General features: G+C 57.7%; 25 protein-coding genes and 1 tRNA gene. 13 read left to right on the top strand and 13 right to left on the bottom strand.

Annotation, left to right across the window (positions count from 1 at the left end; genetic code table 11):
* Nucleotides 1-10: 10 nt before the first annotated feature.
* A complete protein-coding gene (gene htpG / locus FHR98_RS01210) occupies nucleotides 11-1,906 on the bottom strand; it encodes a molecular chaperone HtpG (protein ID WP_183414796.1) in 1,896 nt (631 codons plus the stop codon).
* A 107-nt stretch (nucleotides 1,907-2,013) separates the two neighbouring features.
* Between htpG and FHR98_RS01205 the strand changes: the two genes are divergently transcribed.
* From FHR98_RS01205 to FHR98_RS01195, 3 genes are read left to right on the top strand one after another with little or no spacing between them, the layout of a single operon-like run.
* Nucleotides 2,014-2,718 carry a protein-L-isoaspartate(D-aspartate) O-methyltransferase gene (locus tag FHR98_RS01205; protein WP_221205665.1) on the top strand — a complete coding sequence of 235 codons (705 nt, stop codon included), beginning with the start codon at nucleotides 2,014-2,016 and terminating at the stop codon, nucleotides 2,716-2,718.
* Between the two features lie 56 nt (nucleotides 2,719-2,774).
* Nucleotides 2,775-5,417 (top strand): helicase-related protein, encoded by a 2,643-nt coding sequence (locus tag FHR98_RS01200; RefSeq protein WP_183414793.1) that lies wholly within the window; start codon nucleotides 2,775-2,777, stop codon nucleotides 5,415-5,417.
* An 11-nt stretch (nucleotides 5,418-5,428) separates the two neighbouring features.
* Nucleotides 5,429-5,815 carry an RNA-binding S4 domain-containing protein gene (locus FHR98_RS01195; protein ID WP_183414791.1) on the top strand — a complete coding sequence of 129 codons (387 nt, stop codon included), beginning with the start codon at nucleotides 5,429-5,431 and terminating at the stop codon, nucleotides 5,813-5,815.
* A 6-nt stretch (nucleotides 5,816-5,821) separates the two neighbouring features.
* On the opposite strand, the gene FHR98_RS01190 is transcribed toward FHR98_RS01195, so the two are convergent.
* The 3 genes from FHR98_RS01190 to FHR98_RS01180 form a co-directional block, all read right to left on the bottom strand.
* Complete coding sequence (locus tag FHR98_RS01190) at nucleotides 5,822-6,403, bottom strand: TetR/AcrR family transcriptional regulator (RefSeq protein ID WP_183414789.1); 582 nt, start codon at nucleotides 6,401-6,403, stop codon at nucleotides 5,822-5,824.
* A 39-nt stretch (nucleotides 6,404-6,442) separates the two neighbouring features.
* On the bottom strand, nucleotides 6,443-7,000 hold the full coding sequence (locus tag FHR98_RS01185) for a carboxymuconolactone decarboxylase family protein (protein ID WP_183414787.1): 558 nt from the start codon (nucleotides 6,998-7,000) through the stop codon (nucleotides 6,443-6,445).
* A 183-nt stretch (nucleotides 7,001-7,183) separates the two neighbouring features.
* On the bottom strand, nucleotides 7,184-7,822 hold the full coding sequence (locus FHR98_RS01180) for a DUF938 domain-containing protein (protein WP_183414785.1): 639 nt from the start codon (nucleotides 7,820-7,822) through the stop codon (nucleotides 7,184-7,186).
* Nucleotides 7,823-7,936: 114 nt separating this feature from the next.
* Between FHR98_RS01180 and FHR98_RS01175 the strand changes: the two genes are divergently transcribed.
* The 4 genes from FHR98_RS01175 to FHR98_RS01160 all read left to right on the top strand — a co-directional run bounded on the left by FHR98_RS01175 (nucleotide 7,937) and on the right by FHR98_RS01160 (nucleotide 10,663).
* Entirely contained in the window at nucleotides 7,937-8,395 is a 459-nt protein-coding gene (locus FHR98_RS01175; protein ID WP_183414784.1) for a tellurite resistance TerB family protein, read from the top strand.
* 99 nt (nucleotides 8,396-8,494) lie between these two features.
* A complete protein-coding gene (gene fdxA / locus FHR98_RS01170) occupies nucleotides 8,495-8,833 on the top strand; it encodes a ferredoxin FdxA (RefSeq protein WP_183414782.1) in 339 nt (112 codons plus the stop codon).
* Between the two features lie 392 nt (nucleotides 8,834-9,225).
* Nucleotides 9,226-9,723 (top strand): CarD family transcriptional regulator, encoded by a 498-nt coding sequence (locus FHR98_RS01165; RefSeq protein ID WP_183414780.1) that lies wholly within the window; start codon nucleotides 9,226-9,228, stop codon nucleotides 9,721-9,723.
* Between the two features lie 46 nt (nucleotides 9,724-9,769).
* Complete coding sequence (locus FHR98_RS01160) at nucleotides 9,770-10,663, top strand: metallophosphoesterase family protein (protein WP_221205664.1); 894 nt, start codon at nucleotides 9,770-9,772, stop codon at nucleotides 10,661-10,663.
* 10 nt (nucleotides 10,664-10,673) lie between these two features.
* Here FHR98_RS01160 and FHR98_RS01155 read toward each other — a convergent pair whose 3' ends face one another.
* Entirely contained in the window at nucleotides 10,674-12,152 is a 1,479-nt protein-coding gene (locus tag FHR98_RS01155; RefSeq protein WP_183414778.1) for a M48 family metalloprotease, read from the bottom strand.
* Nucleotides 12,152-12,976 (bottom strand): thermonuclease family protein, encoded by an 825-nt coding sequence (locus FHR98_RS01150; protein ID WP_221205663.1) that lies wholly within the window; start codon nucleotides 12,974-12,976, stop codon nucleotides 12,152-12,154. The genes FHR98_RS01155 and FHR98_RS01150 overlap by 1 nt, the downstream gene beginning before the upstream one ends.
* A gap of 93 nt (nucleotides 12,977-13,069) precedes the next feature.
* Between FHR98_RS01150 and pip the strand changes: the two genes are divergently transcribed.
* The 3 genes from pip to FHR98_RS01135 all read left to right on the top strand — a co-directional run bounded on the left by pip (nucleotide 13,070) and on the right by FHR98_RS01135 (nucleotide 14,822).
* On the top strand, nucleotides 13,070-14,035 hold the full coding sequence (gene pip / locus FHR98_RS01145; RefSeq protein WP_183414776.1) for a prolyl aminopeptidase: 966 nt from the start codon (nucleotides 13,070-13,072) through the stop codon (nucleotides 14,033-14,035).
* 63 nt (nucleotides 14,036-14,098) lie between these two features.
* On the top strand, nucleotides 14,099-14,629 hold the full coding sequence (locus FHR98_RS01140; RefSeq protein ID WP_183414775.1) for an acyloxyacyl hydrolase: 531 nt from the start codon (nucleotides 14,099-14,101) through the stop codon (nucleotides 14,627-14,629).
* A 116-nt stretch (nucleotides 14,630-14,745) separates the two neighbouring features.
* Nucleotides 14,746-14,822, top strand: a tRNA-Arg gene (locus FHR98_RS01135).
* Between the two features lie 106 nt (nucleotides 14,823-14,928).
* Here the strand turns inward: FHR98_RS01135 and FHR98_RS01130 are convergent.
* From FHR98_RS01130 to FHR98_RS01110, 5 genes are all read right to left on the bottom strand, one after another.
* Nucleotides 14,929-17,529 carry a DEAD/DEAH box helicase gene (locus tag FHR98_RS01130; protein WP_183414774.1) on the bottom strand — a complete coding sequence of 867 codons (2,601 nt, stop codon included), beginning with the start codon at nucleotides 17,527-17,529 and terminating at the stop codon, nucleotides 14,929-14,931.
* 5 nt (nucleotides 17,530-17,534) lie between these two features.
* On the bottom strand, nucleotides 17,535-19,346 hold the full coding sequence (locus tag FHR98_RS01125; RefSeq protein ID WP_183414772.1) for a site-specific DNA-methyltransferase: 1,812 nt from the start codon (nucleotides 19,344-19,346) through the stop codon (nucleotides 17,535-17,537).
* Nucleotides 19,347-19,475: 129 nt separating this feature from the next.
* A complete protein-coding gene (locus FHR98_RS01120; RefSeq protein WP_183414770.1) occupies nucleotides 19,476-20,621 on the bottom strand; it encodes a hypothetical protein in 1,146 nt (381 codons plus the stop codon).
* 325 nt (nucleotides 20,622-20,946) lie between these two features.
* The gene (locus tag FHR98_RS01115; RefSeq protein ID WP_183414769.1) at nucleotides 20,947-21,183 is read right to left on the bottom strand and encodes a helix-turn-helix transcriptional regulator; all 237 of its coding nucleotides are present in this window, start codon (nucleotides 21,181-21,183) and stop codon (nucleotides 20,947-20,949) included.
* Nucleotides 21,184-21,284: 101 nt separating this feature from the next.
* On the bottom strand, nucleotides 21,285-22,013 hold the full coding sequence (locus FHR98_RS01110; protein WP_183414767.1) for a hypothetical protein: 729 nt from the start codon (nucleotides 22,011-22,013) through the stop codon (nucleotides 21,285-21,287).
* A 310-nt stretch (nucleotides 22,014-22,323) separates the two neighbouring features.
* On the opposite strand from FHR98_RS01110, the gene FHR98_RS01105 reads away from it, so the two are divergent.
* Nucleotides 22,324-22,746: a VOC family protein gene (locus FHR98_RS01105; RefSeq protein WP_183414765.1), complete on the top strand. Its 423-nt coding sequence runs from the start codon at nucleotides 22,324-22,326 to the stop codon at nucleotides 22,744-22,746.
* A gap of 54 nt (nucleotides 22,747-22,800) precedes the next feature.
* On the opposite strand, the gene FHR98_RS01100 is transcribed toward FHR98_RS01105, so the two are convergent.
* Nucleotides 22,801-23,115, bottom strand: coding sequence for a hypothetical protein (locus tag FHR98_RS01100; protein ID WP_183414764.1), 315 nt, complete (start codon nucleotides 23,113-23,115; stop codon nucleotides 22,801-22,803).
* Between the two features lie 178 nt (nucleotides 23,116-23,293).
* Nucleotides 23,294-24,454: a tyrosine-type recombinase/integrase gene (locus FHR98_RS01095; protein ID WP_183414762.1), complete on the bottom strand. Its 1,161-nt coding sequence runs from the start codon at nucleotides 24,452-24,454 to the stop codon at nucleotides 23,294-23,296.
* 304 nt (nucleotides 24,455-24,758) lie between these two features.
* Here FHR98_RS01095 and FHR98_RS01090 point away from each other — a divergent pair, with 304 nt between their 5' ends.
* Both FHR98_RS01090 and FHR98_RS01085 read left to right on the top strand, forming a co-directional pair.
* A complete protein-coding gene (locus FHR98_RS01090; RefSeq protein ID WP_183414761.1) occupies nucleotides 24,759-25,508 on the top strand; it encodes a sulfite exporter TauE/SafE family protein in 750 nt (249 codons plus the stop codon).
* Nucleotides 25,509-25,573: 65 nt separating this feature from the next.
* Entirely contained in the window at nucleotides 25,574-26,527 is a 954-nt protein-coding gene (locus FHR98_RS01085) for a calcium/sodium antiporter (protein WP_183414760.1), read from the top strand.
* Nucleotides 26,528-26,679: the final 152 nt, after the last annotated feature.

Raw genomic sequence — 26,679 nt, 5'->3', positions numbered from 1 at the left:
AAAGCGGATTTCAGGCCAGTCCTCGCGCCAGGGCATCGGAGAGTCGACGGGCGAACTTCGCCGGATCGGGCAGGCTCTCGCCTTCCAGGATACGCGCTTGGTCGAGCAACAGCCAAGCGGCCTCCTCGACAGCGGCGCCGGCACCTTCGCCGCTGTCGCTGGCCACACGAGCGGCCAGACGCTCAATCACCGGGTGCTTGGCGTTGATCTCCAGAATCCGCTTGCTCACCTGATCCAACTGCTTGTGCTGGCGCAACAAGCGTTCCAAATGCATATCCATATCGCCTTCGTCGGCGACCAGACATACGGCTGACGACTCCAGCCTCTCGGAGGCACGAACGTCCTTAACCGCGTCCTTCAAGGTCAGCTTCAGGAATGCCAGAAGAGCGTCGAAGCCCTCGGGTGTCGCCGATTTTTCATCCGCCTCGTTCTCTTTCTCCTCACCGGCGATGCCGGAGAGGTCCGCACCGCCGCGGGTGACGGATTTTAGCGGCAGGCCCAAAACCTCACCGACGGCGGTCACCCAGAACTCGTCCACCGGGTCAGCCATCAACAGGACCTCCACGTCCTTGGCGGCAAAGCCTTCCAGCTGCGGGCTCTGACGGAGCGTCTCCACCGAATCTCCTGTGATGAAGTAAAAGGCTTTCTGGCCTTCCTTCATACGGGCCTTTACCTCGGCGAGGCTGGTCCAGCCATCGCCCTGGGTCGAGCGGAAGCGGGCGAGGTTCAACAGCCGCTCCCGGTTGGCGTGATCTTCGTAGAGTCCTTCCTTCAGGACGCCGCCGAAGGTCTCCCAGAAAGAGCTGTAGCTATCCGGTTCTTTTTCGGCCTTCTCTTCAAGGGCATCGAGCACACGCTTGGTGACGCTCCCGCGAATCTTGGACAGCACGGGCGAATGTTGAAGCATCTCCCGCGAGATGTTGAGAGGCAGGTCCTCGCAATCAATTATGCCGCGCAGGAAGCGGAGATAAGGTGGCAGCAAAGCCTCGTTATCATCTGTTATGAAGACGCGTTTCACGTAAAGTTTGACGTGCTGGCGGCGTTCGGGATGGAAAAGATCCATTGGCGGTTGGCTGGGAATGAACAGCAATCCGGCGTACGACAGCAGCCCCTCGACCTGGAAATGCAGCTTCATCCAGGGATCGTCGAAGGCGTGCGCGGTGTGGTGGTAGAACTCGCGGTATTGGTCGTCCGTGATTTCACTCTTGGGTCGCGTCCAGAGCGCCGAGGCGCTGTTTAGTTGACGCGGTTCCTCCTTGCCAGGCTCCCGCAAATGGATCGGCACGGCGATGTGATCGGAGTAGGCGCGAACGATGCGCTCCAGACGCAAGGGGTCGAGATACTCCTTTTCCTCGTCTTTCAGGTGCAGTGTGATGGTCGTGCCACGTTCGGGAGACACGTCGCTTTCGGCAACGGTAAAGCCACCCTTGCCGTCGGATTCCCAGCGCCATCCTTGCGCGTCACCGGCCTTTCGGCTCTCCACGACGACACGGTCCGCTACCATGAAGCTGGAATAGAAACCAACGCCGAACTGGCCGATCAGATTGACGGCTCCCTGGCCGTTCTCCTTCTTGGCCTGTTCCAGCCCGGCCATGAAGGCTGCGGTGCCGGAACGCGCGATGGTGCCCAGGTTGGCAACCAGGTCATCATGATTCATGCCGATGCCGTTGTCTGAGATCTTGAGCGAGCCGGCCGCACTGTCGGGATGTATTTCAATAGCCAGCGGATCGCTCCCCGCCGTCAACTCCGGCTGGGTCAGCGCTGCGTAACGCAGACGATCGCAGGCGTCGGAGGCGTTCGAGATCAACTCGCGCAGGAAGATCTCTTTGTTCGAGTAGAGCGCCCCGGCGACAATCTCCAGAAGTCGGGAAACTTCAGCCTGAAAGGCAAGCTTTTCCTCGCTCATGTTTTCCTTTCCCTCAAAGCGTTATGGTTGTCGAGCAATACGGTTGTTGGATAGAGGCTGATATGTGCGGTCTGTGCCGCGCATGCAAGGAGGGAGTTTTGAGATCGGTGGCCTTTTCCCAGCGTCGTGGCGAACGGGAAGCCCTACTGGCCGAGATAGAGGGCGATGTGCGGGAAACCGCCCGACAGACTGGCCTTAGTCGCTTGCCCGATGTTGTGCGCACTGCGATCGCAAGGGTGCCGCGGCACTGTTTTGTTCGGCCGAGCGATGATGCTCACGCCTATGAAAACCGGGCGCTACCCATCGACCACGGTCAAACCATTTCTCAGCCCTATATTGTTGCTGTAATGACAGCGCTCTGCGGCGCGGGGCCCGGCAAGCGTATCCTGGAGATTGGCACGGGCTGCGGCTATCAGGCAGCCGTGTTGGCGGAAACCGGGGCTGTCGTTTATTCGATTGAGGTCGTGCCACCGCTTGCGAGGTCTGCCGCGCAAACGCTCGAAGCGCTTGGCTATGGATCGCCCGATGTTGTGTTAAGGGAGGGCGACGGTCGTCAGGGGTGGCCGGAAGCAGCGCCGTTCGATGCGATCCTCGTCGCCGCCGCGGCGGAAAGAATGCCGTCTGCATTGGGCGAACAGTTGGCTGTTGGGGGGACGCTTGTGTTTCCGATGGGGCCTGCCTACCCGCGGCGGTCTTTTCCGAGCGGTCAGACTCTGTGCGCGGTAGACAAGCAATCGGATGGAAGCTTCCGAACGCGCAAGCTGATTCCGGTCGCGTTCGTTCCTCTCGTAGCGCCGGGACGCATAAGTTGATCTGCCTTACGACAAGGCTTGCGATCTAAGCGAGAAGTCTTGATCCTTTGGGCGTTATGACAGAATCCGAGCCCTCAAACCTTTCCCCAGGCGGTCGCGGTATTACCGCATTGCTTGGCCCCACCAACACCGGAAAGACTCATCTAGCCATCGAACGCATGCTGGCGCATCGATCCGGAATGATTGGGTTTCCTCTGCGTTTGCTGGCGCGGGAGAACTATGATCGCGCGGTCAGGTTGCGTGGGGCGCACCAAGTGGCGTTGATTACGGGTGAGGAGAAGATCTTGCCGCCGGGCGCCCGGTATTTCTTCTGCACCGTCGAATCAATGCCGACGGATCGGCAGGTCGAGTTTCTTGCAGTCGATGAAATCCAACTCTGCGGCGACCCGGAGCGCGGTCACATCTTCACCGAACGTCTGCTTCATGCGCGCGGTATTGCGGAGACGATGTTTCTGGGCGCATCGACGATAAAGCCGTTGCTTCAGCGTTTGGTTCCTGAAGCCGAAGTCGTTTCGCGGCCGCGCTTTTCAACGCTGTCCTATGCGGGTGAGCGCAAGCTGACCCGCCTGCCGCCGCGATCGGCGATCGTCGCCTTTTCGGCCGCCGATGTTTACCAGATTGCCGAACTGATACGCCGCCAGAGGGGTGGTGCGGCTGTGGTGCTCGGCGCCCTTAGTCCGCGCACCCGAAACGCGCAGGTTGCTCTCTTCGAAGCGGGGGAGGTCGACTATCTGGTAGCAACCGATGCGATAGGCATGGGTCTCAATCTGCACCTTGACCACGTCGCCTTTGCCCGGCTTGGTAAGTTCGACGGTCGCGAAATGCGGCGCTTGACACCGGCGGAGATTGGGCAGATTGCCGGCCGCGCCGGCCGCCACATGAGTGACGGCACTTTTGGAACAACGGCTGAGCTGGGCGGCTTGGACCCGGCGCTGGTGGAGGCTGTCGAGAGCCATCGCTTCGACCCATTGCGCTCTTTGGCTTGGCGCAATCGCAGCCTCGATTTTTCCAGTGTGACCAGGCTTTTGAGCAGCCTCGAGGCGCTGCCGGGTCGTGCGGGTCTTTACCGAGCGCGCGAGGCGGAAGATCAATTGCACCTCGCCGCCCTGCTCAAGGACCCGGCGGTTGTCAGCCTGCTTTCCGATGAGGCGACCATAGTGTTGCTGTGGGACGTCTGCCAGATTCCGGATTTCCAGAAAACCCTGACGGATCAGCACAATCGCCTGCTTGCGAGAATCTTTCAGACGCTGCTGAAGGGCGCGGGGCGCCTGCCGGAGGACTGGATCGCGGGCCAGCTCAAGGCGATCGACCGCACGGACGGGGAAATCGATAGCCTAACGGCACGCATTGCCCGGGGACGGGTCTGGACCTTCATTACACACCGGGGCGACTGGCTGGATGATAGTCAGGGTTGGCAGGATCGGGCCCGGGCTGTCGAGGACCGCCTTTCCGACGCCCTTCACCAACGCTTGACCCAACGGTTTGTGGACCGAAAGGGGACGGCTCTGCTGCGGCGTCAAAGGAAGGCGTCGGCGTTACTCGCAGGTGTACGAAAGGATGGCGAGGTCGTTCTAGAAGGGGAAGTGATAGGCCGTCTTGTGGGCTTTACTTTTCAACCGGCTGAGGACCTGGAGCCGGATAACCGTAAGGCTGCTGAATCCGCGGCGCGCCGCGTTTTGGCAGACGAAGTGCCGCGCCGTGTTCAACAGCTCGAGCAGGATGACAATGGTTCATTCCTGCTGGACGGCGAAACGCGCCTCACTTGGCGCGGACATGTGGTCGGCCGTTTGGTCAAAGGCAGGGACAGGCTGCATCCGGCAGTGCAAATCGACGAAGGCGATCTGTTGGATGGGGGTATGCGCGAGCGGATGCGACAGCGGCTGGAAAGCTGGGTTGGGGTGTTCCTGCGGAACCGGCTTGGTCCGCTGTTTGATCTGGCGGAGGCGGATGTGAAGGGGAACGCGCGCGGCCTCGCCTACCAGCTTGTCGAATCGCTGGGTTGCCTGCCGCGCCGCACGGTCGCGTCGCAGGTTCGAAAGCTTGTTCGAGGCGAGCGCCAGACCTTGCAAGCCGCTGGATTGCGCATTGGCGCGGAATCATTGTTCCTACCTGCGCTGTTGAAGCCAGAGTCGCAATCCCTCAAGGCGCTTCTTTGGAGTTTGTGGGGGGGAGTGCCGTTGCCACCACTTCCTGCGCCCTCTGAGATCTTGTCCGACTCGCCGGCGGCCGAATCGCTGCTCTTGGCCTGTGGCTGGCGCAGAATTGCCGGTCGCCGTTGGACTTTGGCCGTGCGTGTGGACGTGCTTGAGCGTCTAAGCGCCGCACTTTACCGAATGAAGCCGGAAGGTTTGTTCTGTCCAACACCAGCGTTGACGGAAATCGTCGGCAATGATCGAGAGGCGCTTTCCCGCCTGCTTCCTGCATTGTCCTTTCAGATGTCTGGGGATCCGTCACGGGGTTTGGAAACGCTGGCCTTCGCCCCCAAAGGGCATCGTGGGGTCAAGCGCAAAGCCCGACAGGCGGGCAAGATAACACCCGCCGCGCCCGGTGCTGGCGGGAACGAAAAGAGTCCCCAGCGATCCAGAAAAAGCGATGGCAGCCAAAGCCTTCGAAAAAGGGATTCAACGCCCAAGGGGTCGCAGCAAGGGATCAATCCGGACTCTCCCTTTGCGAAGCTGGCAGAACTCTACAAACGCTGAGACGTGATCAAATGACGATACAAAGCCAACGCTTGGATAAATGGCTCTGGGGAGCTCGCTTCTTCAAAACCAGAAGTTTGGCGACGAAGCAGTGCCATGCTGGCGGGATGCGCGTCGACGGAACCTTAACTCTAAAAGCGCATCACCTGTTAAGGGGCGGCGAGGTGCTGACCTTCCGTCAGGGCGACCATATTCGGGTGATTAGGGTGCTGGCCTTAGCGGAGCGCCGAGGTCCGGCCAGCGAAGCACAAATGCTTTATGAAGACTTGTCGCCGCCCGAGACTCAAACACGCCTCCCGGCAGACAGGGCCTTGGCCAGTGGCGCACGGGACCGTGGCAGCGGGCGGCCCACAAAGAAAGATCGCCGACAGATCAGCAAACTAAAGGAAGATTTGTAGCGGACCCTAATCTAGGACACTCAGGACGCCGGAAAGGGCTGACTGGAGTTCGGACTTGGAGGCGCCAGCCCGCACCATGCTGCGAAGCCCCAGGAACGCGGCAAGCATCCCGCGCGCAAGCATCGCTGGCTTCTGCTTGTTTCCAATCTCGTTCTTTGCTTGCGCTTCCGAGATTTTCCGAGCCAGAAATTTCTCGGCCTCTTCAAACCCCCGCCGGACCACGGCGGCAACCTCCGGGTCATGCGGCGCCCGTTCAAGCGCCGTGTTGGCCAGGAAACATCCACGGCGGTCCTTGTCGCTGAGGTAGGCATCGATTGCGTGCTGAAACAGCAACTCCACCGCCTTCCGCGGAGAGGGCTCAAGGTCCAGCTGCGCGAGTTGTGCCGACTGGCGTTGTTGGCAGTAACGTTCAAGGGCTAGCAAGAACAACTGCTGTTTATCACCAAAGGCGTTGTAAAGGCTGGTCGCTGTGATACCCAACTCAGCTGTCAGGTCTCGAATCGACGTAGCTTCGAATCCGCGGTTCCAGAACAGACCTACGGCCTGGTCCAGAGCCTCATCCTTGTTGAAGGCCATAGGGCGTGCCATCGGACGACCGTCTCTCCCAATCGGTTTCCGTGTCGCTTACTAACCAGCCTTTTTCCAGGTGCGTTGTGTAAAGGCCGCATCCACCGGAGTTTGGGCTAGATGATTTGCATAGTTGGAGATGGACTTGTGCGCAACGAAAAGTATGATCTCCAGGACTTGTGATTTCTCAAAACCAGCTGCAATGAAGCGTTCAGCCGCATCATCTCCCACCCACCCGCGCGTGGCAACCATCCTTGTGGAAAATTGTCTCAATGCCTCCAGGCGGGGGTCGTCGATCGCGGTTTCATTGCGGATCGCAGCAATGACGTCTTCTTTGACCTTTGCTTTTGCCGCGCCGGTGGAATGTGCCGCCACACAGTAGTGACAATCGTTCGCGCGGCTGATGGTCAACCACAGAATCTGCTGCTCGGCGGGCGAAAAGCTGGAGCCGTCTGCAAGCATCTGACCAAGCGTGAAGTACCCCTTCAGGACAAGCGGCGATTCCGCCATCATGCCGACCAGATTTGGCACAAAGCCGAACCTACCGGCAGCGCCCTCCAGCAGAGGTTTGGCATCGTCAGGCGCTGTTTCTTGCGTATGAACCTTGAACTCGACCATTTGATCCCCGCGATTCGACGGAGTGTACCTGAACGCGTAAGTTTTGGAACAATCGTTAATTTAACGAGTGTCGCTCGCAGGCCGAGCACCGTTAATTCACGTTTTCGTGATCTCGGAGGCGTGGGCGCGCGTGACCAGGGGGCATGGGGCCAGGGACAATGGGTCGAGCGCCCACGAGATTGCTCAGGTTCTGGTGAAAACCAACGAGAGGTTGTTTGCCGGCATCTCAATGACGTCACGCAATTCCAATCCGGCTAGGCTCGCCTTCGAAGTCACGGCCTCCAGATCGCGAACGCCCCAGGCGGCGTTTTCTTCCCGCAGCTGTCGATCGAAGGCGGCATTGCTGGGCGCGGTGTGTTCCCCGCTCCGCTTGAAAGGTCCATAGATAACCAGCAGCCCACCGGGGGACAACGTCCGTGCAGCACCGTTCATCAAGGCTTCACAAGCAGTCCAAGGTGCGATGTGGAGGAGGTTGCAGCAGAACAACGCATCGGCGCGCGATAGCGGCCACAGATCGCTGTGAACCTCCAAGTTCAACGGCGGCATGATGTTCGGGCTATTGGCTTCCTCGCTATGGGCTGCAATGGACGCTCGCATCGCCGGGTCGGCGTCGCTGGGCTGCCACACAAGAGGAAGCAGTTGAGGCGCCATCCAGGCAGCATGCTCGCCGGTGCCGCTGGCCACTTCCAGCAGAATGCCCTCGTGCGGCAGGACCTGGCGCAAAACCTCCAAGATTGCATCCCTGTTCCGCCTCGTGGCGGGCGCGTGCAGCTTCACGTTACCGCTGTCCTCACCTGATCGATCTTGAAAATGTCGAGCCATGAAAACCGACCCTAGGCGGTCCTTTATTGCCGTGCAAGACACTAGAGGCTACCTCTTGGGTCAGAGATGACATGAACAGACATGGCATGAGTAAGCCAAGAGGTGAGATGCACGATGATCCAGAAGCTGAAGAAGATTTTTGCGAGCGCCCCCGTTAGTGAGCCGGAGAATGCGTTTGAGCCGACGGAGCTGGCCTGTGCCTGCTTGTTGACCCATGCGGCCCTGCAGGACGGCACCTTGGAGCCGCAGGAACAGGAGGCCATGGCGCGGCTATTGGGTCAGCGATTCAAGCTGGACAACGTGAAAGCAGAGGCGCTTCTGGAAACCGCGCGGGGACATGTGGCGCAAAGCGTTGAAATGTATGGCATCACCCGCGATATCAAGGATGCGCTCGCCCATGATGAGCGCCTTGGATTGATGGAAATGCTCTGGCAGGTCGTTTATGCCGATGGTGAGTTGCACGACTATGAGGCGAACTTGATGCGCCGCATTGCCGGCCTCATTTATGTATCTGACCGTGAAAGTGGTGAGGCGCGTAAGCGTGCGTTGCGCGCATTGGGCATCTTGGAATAGCCAAGGCAATGTTCTAGAAGGATCAGGTTCTACGGAATGCAAACAGCGGCGTGAGGGTTGATCCCGAACGCTCCAACAGCCGAAACCGAGGGTAAGGGAATGACCTATATCGTCACGGAAGCCTGCATTAAGTGCAAATACATGGATTGCGTCGAGGTTTGTCCCGTCGACTGCTTCTATGAGGGAGCCAATATGCTGGTGATCCACCCCGATGAGTGCATCGACTGCGGCGTCTGTGAGCCCGAATGCCCGCCGGAGGCAATCTTGCCGGATAGCGATCCTGAAGCCGAGAAATGGTTGGAGCTCAACAAGGACTACAGCGAGTCCTGGCCCAACATCACGCGTAAAGGCGAAGTGCCGACGGACGCGGATGACTATCGGGACGCCAAGGATAAGTTCGAGAAGTTTTTCAGCGCCGACCCCGGGCAGGGCAGTTGAAGTAGCCAGCCCCCACGCATCAATCGACATAGCGCTGGGGATTAGTCCCGGCAGGTGCGGAGCCCCAGCCGTCGCGCCATTGGATGCTGCGCCGCAGCATCAGTTGAAATCCGGCGCGTTTACGGGTATGATGGTTTAGTGACAAACCGGAAGTATGGCCCTCCGTCCGTTCGGGCTGGCGAACCGGTCCCTGGGCAGCGCAAGCGCATAGAGGAACAGCGGTTGCGTATCATTCATCGTGTTTATTCGGACCGGCGCCGTCCTTAAATGGGGGGCGCCATAAAGGTCTGGTGACGCGTTAATCGGCAGCAAAAGCCGTTGCGTCATCGCTGTAGGTTGACCGAAACCAATTCGGTCCGGATAGAACTGAGGGACGAAAGAGACCCCGCATTATGAGCAATGAAATGGAATTTTCCGCCGGTGATTACGTGGTTTACCCGACTCACGGCGTCGGTCGGGTTACCTGCGTGCAGACCCAAGAAATTTCAGGCGTTTCGCTTGAACTCATCGTGATCAAGTTCGACAAGGACCGGATGACGCTTCGGGTCCCTGTAACGAAGGCGCAGAACTCTGGCTTGCGTAAGCTTTCCAGCCGCAAGCTGATGGATGCCGCTCTGCAGACCCTGAAGGGCCGCAGCCGCGTGAAGCGGACCATGTGGAGCCGTCGCGCGCAGGAGTATGAAGCCAAGATCAACTCGGGTGATCCGGTGGCCATCGCCGAAGTCGTGCGTGATTTGCACCGTGGCGACGATCAGCCGGAGCAGTCTTATAGCGAACGTCAGATGTATCAGGCTGCAGTCGAGCGTCTTGCCCGCGAATTGGCGGCGCTGGAGAAGATCGACGAGATCAAGGCAGCAGAAAAACTGGAAAAGCTGCTGTCAGCCGCCTAAACGGCGCTTGATCGCAGCGCAAGGGTCCGTAGGCTAGAGGGACCCGATGGATTCGGGCCGGATGGGAGAAAACTCCATCCGGCTCTTTTCGTTCGATCAGGAGCGCTCGTTGGTCGAAGTTAACCCTACAAAGGCTGTAACAACAAACCGGCAGAAGTTTGCCGTGCTCAAGGGCGGTCGCCGCGTGTGGGCGGTCGGTAGCGTCCACGGCGAGGCAACGCGCCTGATGGCACTCCACGACATCCTGGCGGACAAGCTGCAGCCGGGCGATCAGTTGGTTTATCTGGGCAACCTGATCGGCCGCGGATCGCAAGTCAGCGAGACCTTGGACGAAGCGATCTCGTTTCGCCGTCTTTTTCTTTCGCGCCCGGGCGCTTTGGTCTGCGATCTAGCCTATCTGCGCGGCAGTCAGGAGGAGATGTGGCAAAAGATGTTGCAACTCCAATTCGCAACCGACCCCAGGTCGGTGTTGGCATGGATGTTGCAGCAGGGCGTCGGGGCGACCATTGAGGCTTACGCAAGCACGCGCGCCGAAGCCGAACGCGCCGCCAGTGGCGGTGTCATTAGCATCACGCGGTGGTCCGGCCAGCTTCGCCAGCAAATGCAGAAGCACCCGGGGCACTACCAGTTTTTCGCCGCCCTTCGGCGCGCTGCCTTCACCGACGACGGCGCCCTATTATTCGTCCATGCCGGCATTGCGCCCGAGCGTCCGCTGGACGCCCAGAAGGACACCTTCTGGTGGGGCGGTCAGGGTTTTCAGCGCATCTCCGAGCCCTATGGGAATTATCGTCGGGTTGTTCGGGGTTTCGCCGCCGATCATCCGGGCTTATTGCTGGAAGACCATCGCGCAACACTCGATGCGGGCTGCGGCTTTGGCGGGCCGCTCATCGCCGCCTGCCTGGATAGCGAAGGCGCGCTGCAGGATTCCATTGACGTTTGATCGCCGTCTATTATTCGGCGATCAGCTTGATCTTTTGCCCGACGAGAAGTGGCTCGCCCGCGGCTAGACCGTTTAGCACGCGTAACCGGTCTTCCCTGTGGTCTGGAAATGGAAGCGTTGCGGCCAGTCCGGACAGGGTTTCTCCTTTGCTAACCTCATGAATACGGATGCGGTAGGGCTGGATTGCCGCGGCTTCGGCTTCGCTCAACCTGCGGAAGCTGTAGGTCGTTTCTCTTAGGTCATTCGCCAACGCGGCGGTCTGCGCGGTGGGCGTGAAGAAAAGGAACCGGTAAATGCTATCACTGTCCAAGCGGACAGCCAGAAGCCGCAGGTCCCGTGGGCCTTGGCGCGTGTTGATCCGGCTGGTCGCGGTTGCCGCGGCCAGACCGTTTATGGTTATGCGCTCAAAATCCTTCAAATTGAGTTTGGCGGCCCACACCCGGGATAGGTAATTTCCAACCTCGGTGTTCTGCGCTTCCTTCTTTGATGCGTTGTCAAAGGCGATCGCTGCGCCGTCCGGGTGCCTTGCAATTACTGAGGACGGCGTATTGGTCAGCCGGAACCCTGCGGGGACCTCGAAGGCGAAACGTAGCTCCGGGTGGATAAAGCGCTGCCCTCTGACCAGGCCCTGCGCCCGGCTGTCGCCGTAAACCATACCGTCGATCTTTGCGTAATAAATGTCGCGGGCTTGGATCGGGTCTTGAACTTTGATGCCGCCAGCCCTGGCTGCCGCCTCGCGTATCCGGTCGGCGGTGCGCGGATGGGTTTGCAAGAGGTTGAAATTGTCGGCGGCTTCCGGCTTGCCGGACAGCGCGGCCTCCAATCGGTCGTTTGCCTGCAAATTCTCCAAGAATCCCGCCATCGCATCCGGGTCGTAGACCGCGCGCGACATGTAGCGGATACCGAGCTCGTCGGCCTCGGATTCCTGCCCGCGCGAATAGCTGGAGAGCGCGAGTTGGGCTGCCGTGCCGCCGGCGTTGGCGGCGGCGCCGCTGCCGGTCAAGATGCCGACTGCGGCAACGCCCACACTGGCCAGCACCGTCGAGCCATAACGCTCGGCACTGTGTCGGGCCGTGACATGACCGATCTCATGCGCCAGCACACCGGCAAGCTGGGCCTCGTTTTCCGCCAGCCCGACGAGCCCTCGCGTCACATAGACATAACCGCCCGGCAGCGCGAAGGCGTTGACGATCGGCGAATCAAGCAGAGTGAAAGTGAAGGTGGCGTTCGGTGTCTCGGAGGTTTTGACCAGAAGCTGCCCGATGCTGTCGATGTAGGCCTGCAGAGCGGGATCGTCGTAACGCCCGCCGAATGCGCCGACCATCTTCGGATGTTCCTGCGCCCCCAGATTAAGCTCATCTTCCGAGGACATGCCGCCGGTAAAGATGCTGCGACCCGTGCCGGGCGCGGTACTGCAAGCGGCCAGCGTTATCAGCAGCAACCCGGTTGCGAGCAGTTTGGAGAAAGAAGGGCTCATACGGGACATCATCAATCTAGAATCTCCAGCTGTTCAGGGTGGTCAACCTTCAATGACGGGCCATTATAGGCGCTCAACCACCCGCGTACACGCACCAGCTTGCCCGCCAGTGCCGTCAAGTCGATGCCCGCGTCGCGAAAGGCGCGCCGGTCGGCCGAGGCGATGCGAAGACTGAAGTCGCTACGCCAGTCCTCACCAAAATTGATATAGGTCGCCGACTTGGCTTCGTGAACCGCTGCCACGCGGCCCGCGATGATTTGAAAGGAATCGATCAGAGGCCAGAGGGCGTCGTGATCGTTGGCCTTGCGCAACCCGTAAAAAGGGTGGCTCCAGATACCCCGGCCGCTGGCCCGCGCCGCCCGCTCGATGCTTAGCATCTGCGCCACGCCGGCGCGGTTGTCCGAAAAGCTGTAGACCCGGGCCAATCCCATCTCCAGCAAGCGACCCTGAATCCAGAGACCTTCGCGCGTTACCAGATGGGCCAACCTGCGGTCGTGTCGGTCACGTGTGGCTCCGTCGCCTTCAGCCAGCCCGACCTCGCGTCCCAAGGTCAAGACTTCCAGCGCGACCTTTGCTTCGGGCGCCAGCGGCCAGGCGGTGAACCCGCCCCGCCCCAGTGGCAGCTTGGGGGCCTGAATCCCGACCAACCGCACCTGCTTCCCGGTCGCCAGGACCAGGGTATCCCCGTCGATCACCTCGATCACGCGTCCCCATTCAGCGACAGACAGGTCTGATGGAAGTGTGAGTTCATCCTCAGGGTTCTGTGCGGCGCTTTTCATACTGGAAGCCTGTGCCAGGGCGACGACAAACAAAAGGGTCAGCAGCCGTCTTGTCACCAAAGCAGGATTTTTCCAATAGCCTCTCCACTGCAAGGGTGCAAAAGCCCTACGGCCCCGATATGCTTTGCCAACGCTATGAGGCAAGCTTCGATGAGGGATGCAAACAAGGTGCAACAAGACCTCTTTCCGTCGATTGAGCCCTATGACCAGGGATATATGCCGGTCGACACCCACCACTCTATCTACTGGGAAGTTTGCGGCAACCCGAAGGGTAAGCCGGTCATCTTCCTGCATGGGGGCCCGGGGGCCGGTTGCGGGCCCGAACACCGGCGTTTCTTCGACCCGGCACACTACCGGATCGTGCTGTTCGATCAGCGCGGCGCCGGTCGGTCACGACCTTATGCCGAGATCAAGGACAACACGACACAGCACCTGATCGCCGACATCGAGCTGCTGCGCGAGACGCTGGGGATTGAACGCTGGATGGTGTTCGGCGGTTCCTGGGGCTCGACCCTGGCGCTGGCCTACGCCCAGGCGCAGCCCGCGCGGGTGAGCGAACTGGTGCTGCGCGGCATCTTCCTGGGTCGCGCGCCCGAGATCGATTGGTTCCTGACTGGAATCCAGCAGATTTTCCCCGAGGCCTGGGCCGATTTCACGGCCCCCCTGGAAGGGGCTGAGCGGAGCGATATCCTGGCCAGTTACTATCGCCGCCTGAACGACCCTGACCCGGCTGTCCACCTTCCCGCCGCCCGGGCCTGGGCCCAGTACGAGGGGCGCTGCGTCACCTTGCTACCCTCCGCCGATACCGTTACCGCCTTTGCCAGTGCGTCCAAGGCGCTGGCCCTGGCCCGTCTGGAGGCCCACTATTTCATAAATGGCATTTTCCTGGAGCCTAACCAGTTGCTGGACCGGATCGGCGCCATTCGCGATATTCCCGCTGTGATCGTCCAGGGTCGTTACGACATCGTCTGTCCGGCCACCTCGGCCCACGACCTGAAGACCGCCTGGCCCGAGGCGCGGCTGGAGATTATCCACGATGCGGGTCATTCCGCCTTGGAGCCGGGGATCCGCCGCGCGCTGGTCGGCGCGACCGAATCCTTCAAAACCCGGTTGTGAAGGCACCTCGGGTTCAGTAGGGTTTTGAGCGCAACCAATAACAACGAGGAGCCTAGGGGGAAGATGGGACACTTTAAGAATCTGACCATTGCGACGGCCCTGGCGGGCCTGCTGGGTGTAACCGGCCTTGCGGGACCGGCGACGGCGCAGGAGTCCGATCCCTCCCTCCTTGCGCTGGGCGTGGGTTGGTACGACTTCAATCTGGGCGACGACGAGGCGGCCGATTTCCGGATCGAATATCGTCACGGGCAAGGCTTCTTTGACATCTTGAAGCCCTTCGCGGGCCTGGAAGTAACCAGTGACGGTTCGGTGTGGGCGGGCGCCGGTCTGGCGCTTGACTTCAAGCTTGGGAACCATGTGGCGCTTACCTTGAGCTCGGGACCCGGCTATTACAGCGAAGGCGACGGCAAGGACCTCGGCAGCGAGCTTGAGTTCCGCTCCCAGGCCGAGCTTTCCTATATCTTCGACGACAAGGCGCGGTTGGGCGTTGCCGTCAGCCACCTCTCGAACGCCGGTATCGGCGATCGCAATCCTGGCACCGAGGTCCTCAGCCTCTATTACATGGTGCCGCTGCACAGCCTGACCGGCAACTGACGGCGCGGGGCGGCCTGACCTGGGCAATCCATGAGCGGTCGCCGAGGAAGAATGCCGCACCAGAAGGCTCGACGCGGCGGGCCGCCTTCTTGTATAACCGCCGCCATCCGGCTGCTGTCCCCGTAGCTCAGCAGGATAGAGCATCAGATTCCTAATCTGAGGGTCGCAGGTTCGAATCCTGCCGGGGACGCCAATTTTTTCAATGAGTTATAAAGAAACGACCAAAGCCGATTTTAGCTTATGGAAGCAATATGGAAGCACTTGACGGTCGTTAGGTAATTGGGAGTGGCTTCTCAAGCTCATAGATAAGAGGGAAGTTTAGACTTCCATTCGCTCATAAGGATGAGCGTACATTCAACGGCCACACCATCATTTTGAATGAGCTCCAATTCACCTGCCGGTGTTGATTCATCCCAAGCAAAGTTTTCAGAAAGAAATGCCAGAACATTTCGTTTGTAGGCAGTATCTAGATTGTCGAGCTGATCGCCCTTGGTTTCCAGGACCCGGATGCGCTTGGCCTCTCCCTCCCCCTGAACTGCAAAGATGAAATCGGGATAAATTTTGGCTTTTTTCCACCCCTGAATACCGTATTGCGACCGCGCCACATTCCGGTGCCACCATGAGAGAGCTTGTTCCCCGTCCAGATAGACCGCGACATCGCGCTCGTCGCCATTCAACTCGTTCTCATAGACCGGGGTAAAAAGGCTCTTCTCAAGCGCTCCGCCTGATCTACTCAGAAGTTGGCGGGCATTCTCGGGTTCAGTCGTTTCCATAGCAAATGGCATGCGCCAATTGCGTCCGTCCAGGCGCAAGCGAAATTGAATCCGCCCCGCCGTCACTTCTTCCTTGAATAGGGCTTCAGCCCGCACCGCGCGTTCGGAATCGAGCCCTTTGCGCAGCTCTTCGACGATCAGGCTTGCAAGCCTACCAAGTTTGGCGTCATCGAACCCGCGCGACGTCAAGGCGGCCAAGAGGCTACCAACTATTTCCCGCCCGACAAAAGGATTGGGAACTATATCTGATATCATCCTGACGGCATGGGCCGGTTGGAAAGTCAGTGTTTCGGAATTTTCTGAGACCGTTTCGCCGACGAGCAGTTCGTCTCCGTCATCGCCTAATTTGATACGTTGAAGCTGACTCTCGGCGGCCTGCGCATTCTCGGGTATTCTGGCGGCAATAGTCGTCGGATCAAAGCCACGCCAATCTATGCAGGACAAAATATCCGTCTCATAGTCCAATTCGCGCGCGTCGCCGCTGTCCGCGATCATAACCTTGGGCAAATAGATTTCCGTTGAAGCGAAGGCTGGGCGGCGGTCAATATTTCGGGCTACCTTGCCCCCCATCGGCGAATCGCCCTGTGAAACCTGCAAGACAAAGTCGCCAAGACCGTCCTTTTCCAGGCCGTCCTTGATCGCCTCAACTACGGTTGCGGTATCGGCGCGATGTGTAATGACGTGGCATTCATCCAGCGCCGCGATATCCGTCTTGATCGCCCCGGGCTGGCGCAATATGCGCCCGACTAGCTGCGTCATCGCATTCAAATTGGAGTTAGCCGCAAGAGCGCATAGGACATAAGCAAACGGGCAGTCCCAACCTTCTTGAAGCGCCTGCTTGGTGATAATCGCTCGGACGCGGTTTGTCGGAGCGAGAAGGTCGAGATTCTCGGGCTGGTTTAGGTCGTTTTGCTCTGCTGTCTTGATGGCAATTGCCGCTTCATCAAAGCCCGCAGTCAAAAGCCATTCTTTGACGTCATCTGCGTGAATATGACCGCTTTCGCGTTGATCGGCACCTGTGCGCTCAACCTGAATCAGCATGATTGGCCGGATATAGCGCCCTGTATCGGCTTGAAGCTTTTTGGCTTCTTTATCCAGATCAGTAATTTTAGCAACGGCGGCGTTCAAGGTAGCCTTCCAGTCGTTCCCTTGCCGGGGATCGAGATTGAGCGGCATCTTGATCATGCCTTCCCGGTCCAGCTCCCGTCCTGTCACTTCGACCAGGACGTTGGCGTAGCGCCCCTCGCGAGGATTTCTTCCGCCGCGCGGCTGAACGTCCTGCGGGGTGGCGGTAAGTTCCAGAACGAAACAGGGATTGAAGCCATAGAGAGTAGCAAAGGCCAAATCCGACACAGCGCGGTGACCTTCATCCATGACGACGACGGGCCTGATAGTACGCAAGGCATTGCCCAAGGACTCTTTGATCATTGGCCAGGGGGTATCAGCGAAATATGCAGAAAGGTTTGGAATATGGTCCAGTGCAGCTTTATGGGCTTGCTGCTCTCCTTCGGGCGGAAAGAAGCCGTGTACGTCGCCACGATCTTGAAACATCTTCAGCGTATCTTGGTTCTCGCGATTCGACGATTGCAGCATGAGGATCATGATGCACAGATGGGTTTCAACATCTCGGGCATCGAGGCGGTCGGATTTTTCCATAATCCGCACCCGCCCGGCGGCAGCGCGGTCTAGCGCTTGCCGATAAGGGTGTTCCCGGTCTTTCAAGTGTTTCAGGGTCTGGGTGTAAATCGCCTCGTTAGGCACGATCCAGAGAATGAAGCCAGCGTTGCGATCAAGATAGCGGCTCATGATTTTTGAGACAGCGGAGACTGCCAGCCAAGTCTTACCACCACCTGTTGGTACCTTCAGCACCGTATTAGGCACGGGGCGGTTACATCCGTCCATTCGGGGTGAAAATGGAATAGCGGCGCGGGATGCGGGGAGCTTGCCATCTACCTTCAGTGCTTCCCAAGCTTCCTTCGCAAAATCGGGTATGGTCAAGCCAAGATCGGGGTTTTGAATCGCAAGAGCGGCGATCTTGTCCGCTTGAGTCTTCTTTCCCTTTAGAAAATCAAGATAGTCGTCGAGCGTAGTCAGCACGCGATCTTGATAGTCGAGCTGGCGAAACATGGCGCTCAGCTCCGGTCAATGCGATAAAGTGCGAAGGGTAGCGGGACGAATTCCACCGGCACATTCTGCTCTGCCAGCATTTTTTGGCTGACATAGCGAGCGGGAGCGAAAACAAGATGGCGGCTGTCCGGATCGGTCGCAGCAAACGCCTTTGCCCGCGAAAGCGTCAGCGCGGATTCGGGTGTCTTCAGCCAGTCAATATCGGGTTTATAGATCAACCAAACATGCTGCCCTTCGGTATTCCCGAGATAGAAATCATCCGGGCGCATAGCGCTTGGGTCAAAGGCCCGTGCAGTGGCCATGTGGAAGAGAATGGAACCGATACCGTCGAATGACGGCAAAGTTTCACCGCTCAGTATTCTGTCCAGCTCGACCGGCTCACCAAGTGTACAATAGGTGAATGTTCCCCCAAGACCCTCGGCGCGCTCGGCCACGGTTTTTTCTCCCGTCACGATCAGTTCGCTGTCCTTCACTTCTTTCTTGATACGGTCGTACTCGTGGCCGTGAAGGTTTTCAATGGCTTCGACCTTGTGGGCCAACTCCCCGGCATTGCTGATTGTGCGCCAAATCAGCCGCTCCCGAAGTAGCTCGGTTCGTAGCGTGCCCTTGAAGTCATAACCATTAATCACCCGGCGCATGCGCTCCGCCGTCAACCGGTCAGCATAGTCTTCCATTTCTACTAGTATAAAACGGCGGTTGCCCCCGTCGCGCCGGTTGGCTTCAAGCACAGCGTGAGCCGTGGTGCCGGAGCCAGCAAAGGAGTCAAGTATAAGCGCGTCTTTGCTGCTCGCGATTTGTAGAACCCGCAACAATAGTTCAAGTGGCTTTGGAGTCTGAAATACATCATCAAGTTCGGGAAACAATTTCTTTAGGAACTGCTTTGCCCCTTGATTATGACCAACCTCATGATGCCGCCATAAGGTCTGCGGGACTACGCCGTCTTGTACTTCAGAAAGAAATCGTTTGAACCGCGGAACGTCATTCAATCCCGCCTCACCCCACCATACACGACCTTCCGCGACATTCTTCTTGTGTTGAGTGCGAGAGTATCGCCAGACAGCAGTGGGCGAAGGCCAAATCTCTTTTCCATCATAAGGTCGCGTGATCGGGAACCAGCTATTCGGACGCTCATTCTTCGATTTATTGGAGACATAGTTGTCGGAAGCCCAGTCTCCACGTGCGTCCCCATCAGGGTTTGAATACAATTCCAGCTGCTCTCGAGTTCGGGGAATTAGCCCTCGTGCCCAAACCTCCTTTTCTTTGGCGTATACAAGTAAGTAATCATGAGTTGTCGATATAAACTTCTCGTCGTTGGATGGGGAGAAGCGTTTCTGCCAAATGCATGTTGCAACGAAACCATCGAGACCAAAAACCTCATCCAGCAGTTGCTTCGCGCGATGCATTTCATTGTCGTCAAGCGTTATCCAGAGGCTTCCTGTATCGGAAAGAAGCTCGTGCAAGAGCCGCAGCCTGGGCCACATCATGGCGCACCACTTATCATGGCGCAGGCCGTCCTCTATCCCTATCGGATTAGATTCAAGCCATTCTTTGATCATCGGGGCATTGACGTTGTCGTTATAGGCCCAGCCTTCATTGCCGGTGTTGTAGGGTGGATCGATAAAGATGCAATCCACCTTCCCCGCATAGAGGGGCAAGAGTGCCTTCAGGGCATGTAGATTATCACCTTGGATGATCAAGTTACCGTCCAGTGCGACGGGACCTATGCCTTTGCTCTCATCTGGCATTAACGGTCGAAATGGGACAGCTAGGTGATGATTGTAGACGAACTCCTTGCCTTTAAAGTTCAGCTCGGTCACGTCGAATCCTCTAAAAAATGAAAAGCAATGTTTCGTAAGATCATTGCCAGCTTGCAATGCCTAATGTCCAGCCGCAAACCGTAATTCGATTGTAACCCTTTGCATCATTAAACTGATGGTTTGCTGGTTTCACGCACTAAAGCGCAACCGCGCCCTCATCCTACCTATTGCCCTTTCATGGCGGTGTTTGTCCTCATGCAACCGTATCTCCGCCCACTCGGCAGCGAGTGAGGGTAGGTTGGCCTCTATTTCCGCATCATCCATACTCAAGCTAACAGCTAGGCCGAGTGCACCGCTGTAGGCCATTGCTGCGTAGCGCTCCCTGGCAAGGTCTAGCTCATAGGCTTTGACCTGTCCCGGTGTGAGACCGGCGCGCAAGGCCAGTAGATTGCGATTGGCTACCTCCTGGGCTGCGGTCCAGAGCGGGTGTAGGGCTTGCCGCGTCACGTTGCTGTCTGACTGCCAATCATCCAGATAGCGCACCTCATCCAATGAGTTGACGATTACATCGCCTATGGCCGTCTCGAAGTCATGGAAGGTTCGTATCAGGTACTTGTCTTTGAGCTCTTTCTTACCGGCGCGCACCTCGACCCGCCATACTTCCAAGTCCGGGTTATGGCGATCTTCGCCCCAAGCTTTAAACCAGAAGTACTTTTGCTTCTCGGTCGCTTCGCGCCGCTTGTCATAGACGATGATTTGGCGACCTGGCTGTTTGCCTATGGTGACCGATTCCAAACGGCGGCCGCGTAGGACAGCGCTCGGCTGCGAGCGATCCTTGTAGTCTTGCTTCTCTCCCCAATGGGGCGAGACCTTGGTGTGCGAATGGGCGACAAACTGATCTTGATGCAGTTCAAAGCCCTTGGTGCGGAAGTCCATGGCGAAATCGACCCGGTTGATGCTGTGATTGGTGACCTTGGCGCCCATGGCTTCTAGCTCGGCATAGAGCTTATAGCGGGTGCCTTGATAGCCGTGACTGAGGAGCAAAGTTGCGCGGGGAGAGGCAAAAAGGTTCCACTGGTGGGTATCGTTGTTCTTCTTCACCTTCCAGATGATACCAGTGGGGCCAGTGTCCATCACATAGGCATAGCCACCCTTGGAGCCATAGCCTTTGACATGCATGTCGAGCTTACCGGGGCCAAGCGTTAGCAAGCTGTCTTCTTGGCTCTCCTGGGCTTTCAGGTGGGCCTGCTCCAGTTCTTCCAGGGCTTCTATCGGCAGGGCTCCGGCAAAGGCCACATCGAGGGTGTCAAACCCGGCATAGAGAAGATGATACATTTCGTACGCTCCACTACGTTGGAGTAATTGAAGGGAGGGGTGTTACAAGGACCCCTCCTTACAGGCGTCGCCTGTCGTGCTGATCTAGCTTTTTTGGTAAGAGAAGCGCCCTTGCGGGCGCTTTATTTCGACCCTATCGGGTCGAGGTCGCATTAAGTTTTAGGGGTGGGTAGGAAAGGGCGAGGGCGGGTAGGTTCCCGCCCTCGCTTTTGAGTGAGTTTGGATCGGTTGGAGCAAGCTGTACGCCTCTCTTTGCCGGTCCGCTCCCACCCCCAAAATCCCTAGCAGAGCGACCAACCCTGCCAGGGCAAAACAGGTAAGGGCGTTACGCCGCGTCGGTGGTTGTGCGGCACCGGCGCGCATCGGCCCAGGCGATCAGGTCTCGCCGTTGATAACGGATTGCGCGACTGGAGCTGCGGATGAATTCAGGTCCGCCACCGCGAACACGCCAATTCTGCAATGCGCGCACTGTGAAGCCCAAAAATTCTGCCGCTTCTCGCTCTTTCAAGAGCTGATCGTAGTAAGCCTGCGAAGCAACCTGGTTTAGTTCTGTAGGTGTCATTTCTCATACCTCGAATTGTTTACGACCACGCAACCAAATCTGAGAGAGAGCTTGATGAATGACCAGCGATTGGAAGGTCAGAATTACCCCATTCGGTGGGGCTATTTTGGTTTCAGAGCGCGAACAATTCGTTTCCCGAGAGCCGCGTTTGTTGCAGATTTCTCGGGCAAGCCTAAGCGAAGAGCTTCTTCGACTATGCGGAAAAACGACCCGTCATAAAGCCGTGCATGACGGTCATAGGAAATCCCGCTGCGGGCAGGCTCTCCAACAAACCGCTCATAGGCGTTGGCTAACCCTTCGATGAGAGTATCAAGCCCATCGTCGCTTTTTCGACCGGCGCGACCGGCCTTCAACTGATCACCGGACAATAGCCCCTGGATCGCGGTTTGAAGGGTACTCGAGGAGGTAAGGAGGCGACCCATTACGAGAGACATTATCGTGTGCTGCAAAGTGGGGACGTTTTTCTTCATCGGATCGGGCTTTGGCAGAGGGTCTCTGTCGCTTGCATAAGGGGTCTCATAGAGAGCCCGCTCCAAATGCATGATGGATTCTGTGTCGAGGTCTGCAAAGGCTTGTTCAACAGATTGTAGCCGCTTCGATAGCCGAGTGAGTGCCGATCGGATTTCAGCCATTGAAGGCGGTGGGCTCATTCCCGCGTCAAACTGTGCTTCCATCACACAGTGTTCGAGCTCGTCTTCAATCTCATCGAGTGATGCGCCGGACTTCCCGCGAAACATGCGGGCAAGGTGTCTGAGCTCGTCAGCAGCCAGCCCGTCCTGTTTTCCGGTCAGCTCTGGGCGCCATTTCTTCTTGGGTTTTGCTCTAACCACCAGATCATTCCTGCTTCATTCGGTATTACACCAACGCCTATAGCCAATAGCGAACGGCACCTCAATCCAGCGTTTATATACCGGCGCTCTATAATACAGGGTTGTGCGTCGAGTATGGCGGTCAGCGCAGACGGAGAGTAATAGGCTGAGAGTCACTTGTGACCCCCTGGGAGTCGAATGGCAGGGTTCACCTATAATAGCTACTGAGGGAAAGGCGGTTTAATAGCAAACAGTACAGCAGCGCATCATTGCCCTATTGCCGCCGCTCCACCGCTCGCATGGTGTGAGGAAAGAACGAAAGGATTCTGCTATGCAACAACAAATCTCTGTAATCACACTCGGCATCGCAGACCTTGAGAGGTCAAAGCAGTTTTATAGCGATGGCTTTGGCTGGAAGCCAATTTTCGAGAATGAAGAAATTGCATTTTACCAAATGAACGGGTTTGTTTTCGGAACATGGCTTGGCAGTGAGTTGGCGAAAGATACTCAACGCGATTCGCTCAATAGCCCTGCTGCATTCTCGCTCGCCCATAATGTTAGCTCTCGTGAAGACGTAGAGCTTACGATGCAGAGACTTGTTGATGCTGGTGGCAAATTGCTTCGCCCCGCCGATGAGCCGCCACAGGGCGGGTTTAGAGGCTACGTTGCAGACCCAGACGATCACGCATGGGAAATAGCCTATAACCCCACATGGCCGATTGACGAAAATGGACACGTCACATTCGCTGCTTAGGTTATGTCGTAAAACGATGGCCTTAACGACAAACCATGCCCCGATTAGCAAGCTCTATTGAAAAAGACCGAGACCGTATTTAGCAGCAAAAAACGCAACCACTGGACTAACAAAGGCCATCGACGAAAACACATCTGAGCTCCCGTCCATCTTGCCAGTCAATGCCCTTGTTAGGCCGGCCGCCAACAAAGCTAACCCACCGCCAATCACGATGGAGGCGAAAAACATGCCACCAATCACGAGCACGGCATGCGCCCAAATCGGCATGCTTGTTGGGTCAGAAGCAAGCCAGTTGTAATAGGAAAGTCCGGCAAACCATCCGATTATTGCGAGTCCTGCCGAGGAGGAGTTGATTCTTTCGATGTCCATATGCCCACTTCTTTGAAATCCAAGCGACCTTTCGAGTTCAATACATCTGAACTCAAACTATCGCTTTTTCAAAACCAATCCATTGCACGATGTTCCGTTTTAGCATGTACAAAATATAAATGACCTTGAACTTGGTGATACCTAACGGCCCAAAAAGTTTCTCGGCATGTGTTGGGTCTCACTGCGCAACTAAGAGTTTCGCTGCGATCTCGGAAGAGACGCGACTGGCTGCGGCCTTCATTCGGTCGTCTGCCAGGTGCGCGTAGCGCGCTGTGGTTTGCGGCTGGGTGTGTCCTAAAAGCTTCCCTAGCATGGGTAAGCTCTCGCCTATACCAACTGCGCTAGACGCAAAGGAGTGGCGCAGGTCATGGATGCGAACATCTACCAAACCTGCTTTGGCTCGGATACGTCGCCAGGGCTTCTGTAGGTTGATGAGGTGGGAGCCCGGTTTAATCCCTGTAATTACATAAGGGTTGTCAGGTAGCCGTTCGATTTGTTCCAAGACTTCTAACGTTGCTGGGCCAAGGTAGACCTTCTTTGCGCCCGTCTTTGAGTCTGGAAGCCAGATGGCGTCTTCCCGAATATAGTCCCATTGCAGGGTCAAGACTTCTCCCAGGCGACAGCCAGTCAGGATCAAGAGCCGAATGGCATTGATGGAAGCTAACGACTCCTCTCCCGACGCTTCCAGTTCTTGCAGTGTCGCGCCCAGCCTACTCAACTCAGCATCGGTCAAATAGCGTTCCCGCTGTTTCTCCGGATACTTTCGGATATGACGACAAGGGTTGGAGCCATCGGGGCGTAGCCCCCAAAGTTCTGCCCGATTGAACATGACCGATAGTACAGCCAGGTTCCGATTTGCCTGATACGGCCTATCGTGGAACCGTTGATGTAGTTCTGAGACTTGGGCCCGCGTCACTTCTTCAATCTTATATTTGCCAAGAGCGGGTTTGATGAAGCGATCGATGTTGCGTCGATACTCATTTTGGGTGCTCGGTTTGCAGCGATGGGCGACATGCTCGGACATGAAGCGCTCACATAACGCAGCGATATCAGGCGCGATCGCCTTCTTGCGCTTCTCTTCCGCCGGGTTACTTCCCTGTGTTATGGCAGCCAGTTGGGCGCGGGCTTCCGTTCGCGCCTCATCAGCTGTAACCACACCATGCTTGCCGAGCCCCTTGCGGCGGGTACGCCGCCCAGCGTCGCGATACTGAATGAGATAGCTCTTGCGACCCGAAGGCATGACCCGAACCCCGAAGCCAGGGAGTTCACTATCCCATAGAAAGAAGTCCTTCTCAGTTGCCTGCAGGGCATCAACGGTACGCTTAGTGAGCTTCGGCATATTGCGTCCTTAAATCGAATCTGGAAGCAATATGGAAGCAACTGACAGCGAAATGCAAGAGTCTTACGGGTTGGATTGGCGTAAGAGAAAAATATGTTCTATCAATGAAAACAATCTAATACAGGGTATCAGCGTAAACTATGCGGCTTTGTTCATAACCTCAGAATAAAATTCCTAATCTGAGGGTCGCAGGTTCGAATCCTGCCGGGGACGCCAATCTTCATTCCTGCTGGCCTGCCTTTAAGCGCCATATCGCACAGACTTCCTCCAGAGTAGAATGCTCTCACTACTGGCGGAGGGTGCGATGCAGGACTTTCTGCTCTTCGTCGCGGTCGGTTTCTTGGCCCAGCTCGTGGACGGCGCCATCGGCATGGCCTATGGCCTGACCAGTATGAGCGTGCTGCTGGGTCTGGGGGTGGGACCAGCCACGGCCAGCGCCAGCGTCCATGTGGCAGAGGTATTCACCACTAGCGCTTCCGCTCTCTCACACTGGCGGCTCGGCAACATCCGTCCGCGCCTTGTTGCTGCACTCGCCTTCTCTGGCATGCTTGGCGGCGCGACCGGGGCCTACGTCCTTGTGATATCTCCCGGTGACGTGATCATGCTGACGGTTAGTGCCTACCTTCTGGTGATGGGCTGCATTATCCTGATCAAAGCGCTGCGGCCACGTCGGAGCGACAGTGGGCAGCCGATGCGTCACATGGTTTTTTTGGGTGCTATCGGCGGGTTCCTGGATGCGGCTGGTGGCGGCGGATGGGGGCCGATCGTCACTTCAACACTGGTCGGGCGGGGACTAACACCGCGCCTTGCCATAGGTTCCTCCAACGCGGCCGAGTTTTTCGTCGCATCCGTTGTTTCGGTCACGTTCCTTGGTACCATAGGTCTACAGCCCTGGCCGATCATCGGAGGTCTCATTGTGGGCGGTGTCCTGGCCGCTCCGGTCGCTGCCTATGCCGCCCGGTATCTGCCAGAGCGCTTGATCATGACCCTGGTCGGCGGCGTCATCGTTCTCTTGAGTTTCCGTCAGGTCGTCACGACATCTTCTTGGCCCTGATACAGGGTGTAAGCCGTCTCATCGAGCGTGCGCTACAGAGCGGAAGATTTCCAAGGGAGGATTCTTTGGTTTGGCTGGAACTGACGGCGGGCCTATTGCTGCTCCTGGGCGGCGGCGAAGCCTTGGTGAAGGGAGCCGTTGAGGCGGCGCAACGGCTCAACGTCTCGCCCCTTCTGATCGGGCTGACACTCGTCGGTTTCGGAACTTCAACCCCGGAACTCGTAGCCAGCCTGGAGGCCGCTTTCATCGGTGCCCCGGGAATCGCGGTCGGCAACATCGTCGGCAGCAACATCGCCAACATTCTGCTGATCCTGGGAGTCTCCGCCGTAATCCTGCCGCTCTCGATAACACCGGCGGCGTTCCATCGTGACGGCACGGTGCTGGTCGGGGCGAGCCTACTGCTCGTGGCGGTCAGCATTCTGGGCACGCTGTCCAGCCTAATTGGGATTGTCTTCCTCGGCCTGCTAGCGGCTTACACGGTTTGGACCTTCTTGGCGGAACGCAGGCGAGAGGACGCCTCCGCCCGCATGCATTTGGCCGAGGGAGAGGTTTTGGCGCCACGAAAACCGGGAGGCATGGCTCTGCCTTTTGCCCTACTGGTCGCCTTTGGGGGAATTGCGGCCGTAGTGGTGGGTGCCAACCTACTGGTCGGTTCCGCTGTTGTTTTGTCACGGGAATTCGGCGTGTCGGAGAGCGTAATCGGCCTGACTCTCGTCGCCGTGGGCACCTCCTTGCCGGAATTGGCGGTTTCGGTGCTAGCGGCCATCCGCCGCCAGGGCGATGTGGCGCTCGGTAACATCGTCGGCAGCAATATCTTCAACATCCTTGGAATCGCAGGCGTGACGGCAACCGTCGCATCGGTTCCCGTGCCGCCGGAGATCAAGGCCTTCGACATCTGGGTCATGCTGGCGACCGCCCTGCTGCTGGTGTGCTTTGCCGTCACGGGCTGGCGTATTAGCCGCCTCGAAGGCGCCACCTTCTTGGCTGGCTATGGGATCTATCTCTGGATCCTGATCTAGGCGGCCGGGTAATGATGTCCCCGACTTCCCGGCAGTTGATTGAGGGTCAGGACAAATTTCTTGAATCCAAGGATGGTTCGCTAAACTCACATAGCGAGCCCCGATGGTTAATTGCAGAGCATCGAAAATTCGTTGTTAGAGCCCTGGTAACC

This window comes from Limibacillus halophilus, assembly GCF_014191775.1.
Lineage (GTDB): Bacteria > Pseudomonadota > Alphaproteobacteria > Kiloniellales > CECT-8803 > Limibacillus > Limibacillus halophilus.
This window is presented reverse-complemented; position numbering and strand designations above follow the sequence as displayed.

What these genes read in the sequence shown, in the direction of transcription:
- FHR98_RS01090 (WP_183414761.1), top strand. Translation starts at nt 24,759, where the DNA reads ATGCAGGACTTTCTGCTCTTCGTCGCGGTCGGTTTCTTGGCCCAGCTC.
- FHR98_RS01115 (WP_183414769.1), bottom strand. Translation starts at nt 21,183, where the DNA reads ATGACACCTACAGAACTAAACCAGGTTGCTTCGCAGGCTTACTACGAT.
- FHR98_RS01195 (WP_183414791.1), top strand. Translation starts at nt 5,429, where the DNA reads ATGACGATACAAAGCCAACGCTTGGATAAATGGCTCTGGGGAGCTCGC.
- FHR98_RS01155 (WP_183414778.1), bottom strand. Translation starts at nt 12,152, where the DNA reads ATGATGTCCCGTATGAGCCCTTCTTTCTCCAAACTGCTCGCAACCGGG.
- FHR98_RS01120 (WP_183414770.1), bottom strand. Translation starts at nt 20,621, where the DNA reads ATGTATCATCTTCTCTATGCCGGGTTTGACACCCTCGATGTGGCCTTT.
- FHR98_RS01095 (WP_183414762.1), bottom strand. Translation starts at nt 24,454, where the DNA reads ATGCCGAAGCTCACTAAGCGTACCGTTGATGCCCTGCAGGCAACTGAG.
- FHR98_RS01105 (WP_183414765.1), top strand. Translation starts at nt 22,324, where the DNA reads ATGCAACAACAAATCTCTGTAATCACACTCGGCATCGCAGACCTTGAG.
- FHR98_RS01100 (WP_183414764.1), bottom strand. Translation starts at nt 23,115, where the DNA reads ATGGACATCGAAAGAATCAACTCCTCCTCGGCAGGACTCGCAATAATC.
- FHR98_RS01175 (WP_183414784.1), top strand. Translation starts at nt 7,937, where the DNA reads ATGATCCAGAAGCTGAAGAAGATTTTTGCGAGCGCCCCCGTTAGTGAG.
- FHR98_RS01130 (WP_183414774.1), bottom strand. Translation starts at nt 17,529, where the DNA reads ATGTTTCGCCAGCTCGACTATCAAGATCGCGTGCTGACTACGCTCGAC.
- fdxA (WP_183414782.1), top strand. Translation starts at nt 8,495, where the DNA reads ATGACCTATATCGTCACGGAAGCCTGCATTAAGTGCAAATACATGGAT.
- FHR98_RS01140 (WP_183414775.1), top strand. Translation starts at nt 14,099, where the DNA reads ATGGGACACTTTAAGAATCTGACCATTGCGACGGCCCTGGCGGGCCTG.
- FHR98_RS01185 (WP_183414787.1), bottom strand. Translation starts at nt 7,000, where the DNA reads ATGGTCGAGTTCAAGGTTCATACGCAAGAAACAGCGCCTGACGATGCC.
- FHR98_RS01190 (WP_183414789.1), bottom strand. Translation starts at nt 6,403, where the DNA reads ATGGCACGCCCTATGGCCTTCAACAAGGATGAGGCTCTGGACCAGGCC.
- FHR98_RS01200 (WP_183414793.1), top strand. Translation starts at nt 2,775, where the DNA reads ATGACAGAATCCGAGCCCTCAAACCTTTCCCCAGGCGGTCGCGGTATT.
- htpG (WP_183414796.1), bottom strand. Translation starts at nt 1,906, where the DNA reads ATGAGCGAGGAAAAGCTTGCCTTTCAGGCTGAAGTTTCCCGACTTCTG.
- pip (WP_183414776.1), top strand. Translation starts at nt 13,070, where the DNA reads ATGAGGGATGCAAACAAGGTGCAACAAGACCTCTTTCCGTCGATTGAG.
- FHR98_RS01165 (WP_183414780.1), top strand. Translation starts at nt 9,226, where the DNA reads ATGAGCAATGAAATGGAATTTTCCGCCGGTGATTACGTGGTTTACCCG.
- FHR98_RS01180 (WP_183414785.1), bottom strand. Translation starts at nt 7,822, where the DNA reads ATGGCTCGACATTTTCAAGATCGATCAGGTGAGGACAGCGGTAACGTG.
- FHR98_RS01160 (WP_221205664.1), top strand. Translation starts at nt 9,770, where the DNA reads ATGGATTCGGGCCGGATGGGAGAAAACTCCATCCGGCTCTTTTCGTTC.